Origin of the sequence: Vibrio sp. 10N.286.46.A8, from assembly GCF_041470165.1 — a bacterium.
Classification (GTDB): Bacteria; Pseudomonadota; Gammaproteobacteria; order Enterobacterales; family Vibrionaceae; genus Vibrio; species Vibrio tasmaniensis_A.
In genome coordinates, this window is sequence record NZ_JBFRLX010000164.1 from 1 (window position 1) to 5,276 (window position 5,276).

The 5,276-nt window shown below is 45.0% G+C and carries 5 protein-coding genes; 3 read left to right on the plus strand and 2 right to left on the minus strand.

The annotated features are described in order from the left end of the window. The coding region (locus AB4232_RS15885; RefSeq protein ID WP_372087498.1) for a GtrA family protein at positions 1 to 242 on the plus strand (242 nt) is incomplete at its 5' end. 135 nt (positions 243 to 377) lie between these two features. On the opposite strand, the gene AB4232_RS15890 is transcribed toward AB4232_RS15885, so the two are convergent. Next, positions 378 to 2,684 (minus strand): YgiQ family radical SAM protein, encoded by a 2,307-nt coding sequence (locus AB4232_RS15890; RefSeq protein ID WP_009846419.1) that lies wholly within the window; start codon positions 2,682 to 2,684, stop codon positions 378 to 380. A 330-nt stretch (positions 2,685 to 3,014) separates the two neighbouring features. Here AB4232_RS15890 and AB4232_RS15895 point away from each other — a divergent pair, with 330 nt between their 5' ends. Both AB4232_RS15895 and AB4232_RS15900 read left to right on the plus strand, forming a co-directional pair. Beyond that, a complete protein-coding gene (locus AB4232_RS15895) occupies positions 3,015 to 3,695 on the plus strand; it encodes a hypothetical protein (RefSeq protein ID WP_009846420.1) in 681 nt (226 codons plus the stop codon). 121 nt (positions 3,696 to 3,816) lie between these two features. After that, positions 3,817 to 4,017 carry a DUF4250 domain-containing protein gene (locus AB4232_RS15900; protein WP_009846421.1) on the plus strand — a complete coding sequence of 67 codons (201 nt, stop codon included), beginning with the start codon at positions 3,817 to 3,819 and terminating at the stop codon, positions 4,015 to 4,017. A 156-nt stretch (positions 4,018 to 4,173) separates the two neighbouring features. Here the strand turns inward: AB4232_RS15900 and AB4232_RS15905 are convergent, their stop codons facing one another. Continuing rightward, on the minus strand, positions 4,174 to 5,085 hold the full coding sequence (locus tag AB4232_RS15905) for a LysR substrate-binding domain-containing protein (RefSeq protein ID WP_009846422.1): 912 nt from the start codon (positions 5,083 to 5,085) through the stop codon (positions 4,174 to 4,176). Positions 5,086 to 5,276: the final 191 nt, after the last annotated feature.

Here is a 5,276-nt window from a genome sequence, read left to right on the forward strand (position 1 = left end):
GTAATCGTATACTGACTTTTGAATATAAAGGGCGAGGTCATTGGTCTGAGAAGCTGATTCAGTGGCAAAAGTTCATGTTTACCGCATCAATATCAGCGGTACCTAATTTGCTGTGCTTTAAGCTGATGACGGAATTGCTTCCTACCTTTATCGGAGCTGTTTTTATCGCAATGGCAGTGGGGACTCTTGTCGGAATGGTCACCAATTACCTATTTAGCCAGTATTGGGTGTTTACGCGTTAGATAAGTAGGTAACCCCCCTTGGTATCTAAGTATTTACGTGGCTAAGGAGCTAGCCATTGGCAACGGGCACAAAAAAGCGCAGCTAAAAAGCTGCGCTTTGTGTTTTTACCATAGCGAAGTCAATGGGTTGCTGTCTTAACGTTGTGCTGCGCGTTGGCGATTCTTGCCGTTACTCACAGGTTTACCACCTTGACCATTACCCGCTTTGTTACGGTTTGACTTGCCATTCCCGCCGCCATTGCCTTGAGATTGCTGACTAGCAGGGGCTTTTTTGATGAAGCCAGTCGCTGGTTTATTACCATTACCGTTCTGCTTCCCGTTGCCCTGATTGCCGTTGCTTTGGCTACCTGTTGGCTTCTTACCACCCGGTTTAGGCTTATTGCCGCCAGGCTTAGAATGGCTACGTGGGCTTTCGCCACCAAGACCTGGTTGAGACTTACTGTGCTTAGTCGCAAAGCGCTGTGAGCCGTGACGACCAGACTTACGACGCTGCGCCGGTGTCTGAGCTTCAAAATCTTCTTCTGGTACTAGACAGTTTGCTTTGTCACCAATTAGGTGCTTTTTACCCATGCTGATCAGCGCTTCACGGATGATCTTCCAGTTTTCAGGATCGTGGTAACGAAGCAGCGCTTTATGCAGACGACGTTGACGATCACCTTTCGGTACAGGAACATCTTCACGCTTCTTATATTTCACGCGTTTCAGAGGGTTGGTCTCTGAGTAGTACATCGACGTTGCATTACACATTGGCGATGGATAGAAGTTCTGTACTTGGTCACACTCGTAGTTGTGCTTTTTCAGCCACATTGCAAGGTTAAGCATGTCTTCATCTTCTGTGCCCGGGTGAGCAGAGATGAAGTAAGGAATTAGGTACTGTTTCTTACCGGCTTCAGCGCTGTATTTCTCGAACATCTCTTTGAAACGATCGTACGTGCCCATGCCTGGCTTCATCATCAGATCCAGAGGGCCTTTTTCAGTATGCTCTGGAGCAATCTTCAAGTAGCCACCAACGTGGTGAGTCACAAGCTCACGTACGTATTCTGGAGATTCAATCGCTAGGTCGTAACGTACTCCAGAAGCGATCATGATCTTCTTAACGCCCGGTACTTTTCTCGCAGAGCGGTACAGGTCAATGGTGTGTTGATGGTCTGTGTTTAGCTTTTCACAGATTTTCGGGAACACACATGATGGACGACGACAGTTAATTTCAGCTTTTGGATCTGAACAACCTAAACGGTACATGTTCGCCGTTGGGCCGCCCAAATCAGAAATCGTACCGGTAAAGCCAGGTACTTTATCTTTAATGTCTTCGATTTCATCCAAGATCGATTCTTTCGAACGGTTCTGAATGATACGACCTTCGTGCTCTGTGATTGAACAGAAAGAACAACCACCAAAACAACCACGCATGATGTTAACCGAAGTTTTAATCATGTCGTATGCAGGGATCTTTGCTTTGCCATACATAGGGTGCGGAACACGCTTGTACGCAAGGCCAAACACGTAATCCATCTCTTCAGTTGCAAGAGGAATTGGCGCTTGGTTTACCCATAGTTCGCGGTCACCGTGACGTTGAATAAGAGCACGACCTGAATACGGGTTAGTCTCTAGGTGCAGAATACGGCTAGCGTGAGCGTAAAGAATACGGTCGTTATTGAGCTTTTCGAAACCAGGGATACGAACCGCGGTTGTTTTTGCATCGTGACGAGAAGGACGAATAGTAATTGGCTGCGCCTTTACTTCTTCTTTTTCATCTTTCTTGGTATCACATTGCGTTTCTACTTCGTACGGGTTAACCGGAACGTAGGCTTTGTTCGGTTTTTCGATACGAGAAGAATCAATAATTTTGTAACCTTCAGGCGCTGCAGGCAAGTTGATAGCAGTACCGCGGATATTGGTCAGCGTAGACATGTCTTCGCCATCGGCAATGCGGTGTGCCACTTCAACCAGTGCACGCTCAGCGTTACCAAAAAGAAGAATATCTGCTTTTGCGTCAAACAATACAGAGCGACGAACTTTATCTGACCAGTAGTCGTAGTGAGCCACACGGCGCAAACTTGCTTCGATACCACCAAGAACGATTGGCGTGCCTTTGTAGGCTTCGCGACAACGTTGGGAATAAACTAGAGTTGCACGGTCAGGACGCTTGCCACCTTCGTTGTTTGGCGTATAAGCATCATCGTGACGTAATTTGCGATCAGAGGTGTAGCGGTTGATCATGGAGTCCATGTTACCCGCTGTAATGCCGAAGAATAGGTTAGGTTTACCTAGCTTCATGAAGGCGTCTTTATTGTCCCACTTTGGTTGCGCAATAATGCCCACGCGGAATCCTTGAGCTTCAAGCAAACGGCCAATGATAGCCATGCCAAAGCTCGGGTGATCGACATAAGCGTCACCAGTTACAATAATAATGTCACAGCTATCCCATCCAAGAGCATCCATCTCCTTTCTACTGGTAGGCAAAAAGGGTGCAGTTCCGTAGCACTCGGCCCAGTATTTTTTGTGTTCGTGAATAGGAGTGATATCGCTGTACATATTTCAACCTCTGATTTTTGAGGCGGGAATTATAGCGGCATGAGCCTAGACTAGCCAGTAGAACATGCCCCTGTTAGTTTTGATGTCTTTCGTATTTTTACGGTAAATGGCGACAGAAGAGCCATACATCAGCATAGTTGAAGCCTTGAATCTCGTCTCTAATTTATGATTTTGATTAGTGTTCGCACCAGTTTTTGATATTATTCGCGAAAATAAGTTTGAAGAAGTAGATCCACAATGGTCGAAACGTTATTAGTACAATTTGCTCCGATGCTATTAGGAGCCCAACTGATCTTAACCCTCATCTTAGTGAAAGGGGATATTTGCCCGGGACAACGTGGCCGCATTCACAAGATGTTGCCTGCAATTGGCGTGCTTTGGCTTGCCGTTGCCTCATTAAGAATTGAAGCATTTCTTGTCGTGTTCGCGATCTTTTATTTCTATTCTCAAGTTCAAACCAAGAAGACTCGAGATTCTGGCCCTATTTGGGTGATGTATTTAGCTTGTGGTTTAGCACTGTCATACGTTGCTATACAAGCGACGGAGCAAGCAACCACAGTCGGTATTATTAGCACTTTATTACTCGTGGTTTTATTGGGGGCAGCGTTTGGTCATTTACTGCTGACGATTGCAAGAACACGCTTACAGGCTTTTCACCGTGTTCTGCCCGTTGTTGGTGTGCTGACGGGGATGTTGGTGGTTTTGGCGACGGTCATAAATGTTTACTCTCTGTCTGAAGCTCAATTAGAGCCAATGATTTCAACTCTGCTGTTTAGCTTTGCTTTGCTAATCTCTGCTATCGTGGTGTGGTGTTGGCATTTATTGTTCGTTAAAACCCCTGAAAAGCTTCAGCTGACTATTTCATTGTTGATGTTATTGGCGGCGGCTGTTGGTTTAACGCCAGTTTGGGCGATGTAGGCGGTTACTGATCTCACAAGCCTTTCGGTGTTGAATCGAAAAAGTGTGATCTGTTTTTTAGCGGGGTGTTGGTAAGCGTTCTAAACTTAAATCTAGTCGGTGTGTTCGTTAGGAGTACGGGATGGATTTAAGCAACGTCAAAGGTTTCGATAGCATTATTTTGCTGGGAATCGTGAATGAAAAACTTCGCTTAGAATGCGATAGCTTTGAAGAGCTGATCAGTATGTATGAAATGGATATAGAAAGTGTCGTGGGCAAGCTTGATATGTTGGGCTATCAATACGACCCACTGACTAATCAATTCAAGTCTTACTCAAGATAAGCTCACAATGAGAGTTTCTTCTATCGTGGATTAACACTCATTACCTGTTGTCGGTATTGGCAATAAAAAAGTCACAGATAATCTGTGACTTTTTTTGTTTCTGGCGCATATCTATCAGGTTCAACGCAGGCATAAACTAACCCAACAACGAGTCTCTTAAACGACCTCAATGCCATCTAGGTGACTCTTACTTTGCTGTCTTGCCGTGCTAAAGAAAGCTTGTAGGTAACGTTTGTCTTTTTCTGAGTTTCTTACCGCTGCGAACAACCTTCTTGAAAGCCCGTTACCCAATGGTTTACTGGCGATTAACCCTTGTCTCGAAAATTCACTGATTGCCCAATTTGGCAACGCAGCAACCCCTAAGCCTGCCGATACCATTTGCACTAACATCAATGTGTTGTCTGCTTGTTTCCATTTCTTTGGTTCAACGCCTGCTGGTTGCAAAAAGTGTTTCACTACATCGAGACGCTGTTTTTGAACCGGATAAGAGAGCATGGTTATATCGCTAAGATCTTGCGGTTCTATGCTCTGTTTTTCTGCCAAAGGTGAGTTGATTGCAGTGATCAAACGCATCTCAAAATCAAAGAGAGGTTCGTAGTGAACCTCAGAGCGAGGCTGAATGTCTGATGTGATCACCAAGTCGAGTTCGCCTGCCATTAGTGCGGGTAGGGGTTCAAAGCCAAACCCTGACGAGAAATCAAGGGTTACACTTGGCCAAGCAACTTGGTACTCCTTCAAAGCGGGCATTAACCATTGGAAGCATGAGTGACACTCGATCGCCATGTGCAATCGACCATTCACATCTTCTTTTAGGCTTGCGAGTTCGTTTTCAGCTTTGGCGATTTGTGGCTGTATCTCATCAGCCAGTTTTAACAAGATTTCGCCTTCCGAGGTAAATTTAACCGGCCTTGTTTTACGCAAAAAAAGCTGACCGCCAATTCGAGCCTCAAGGTCTTTCAACTGGTGAGAAAGTGCCGACTGAGTCAGATGAAGAGAAGTTGCAGTCGCGGTTAGCGAGCCGCTGTCTCTCAAGGTGGTCAATGTTCGAAGGTGTTTAAGCTCTATCATGAGTATTCCTCATATTCCCTAAGCTAATTCAATATTTCTTAATAATCACCCTACGGTGTTTTCTTTCATTTGTAAACGTCTGGATGTCCAGATGGATTTAATAAATTAGCGGTTAGATTATTAAAGATGAAAATTATTAATAAACAAGATGAATATTTGGACCTTGTTCATCGTTCAGATTAGGGAGATAG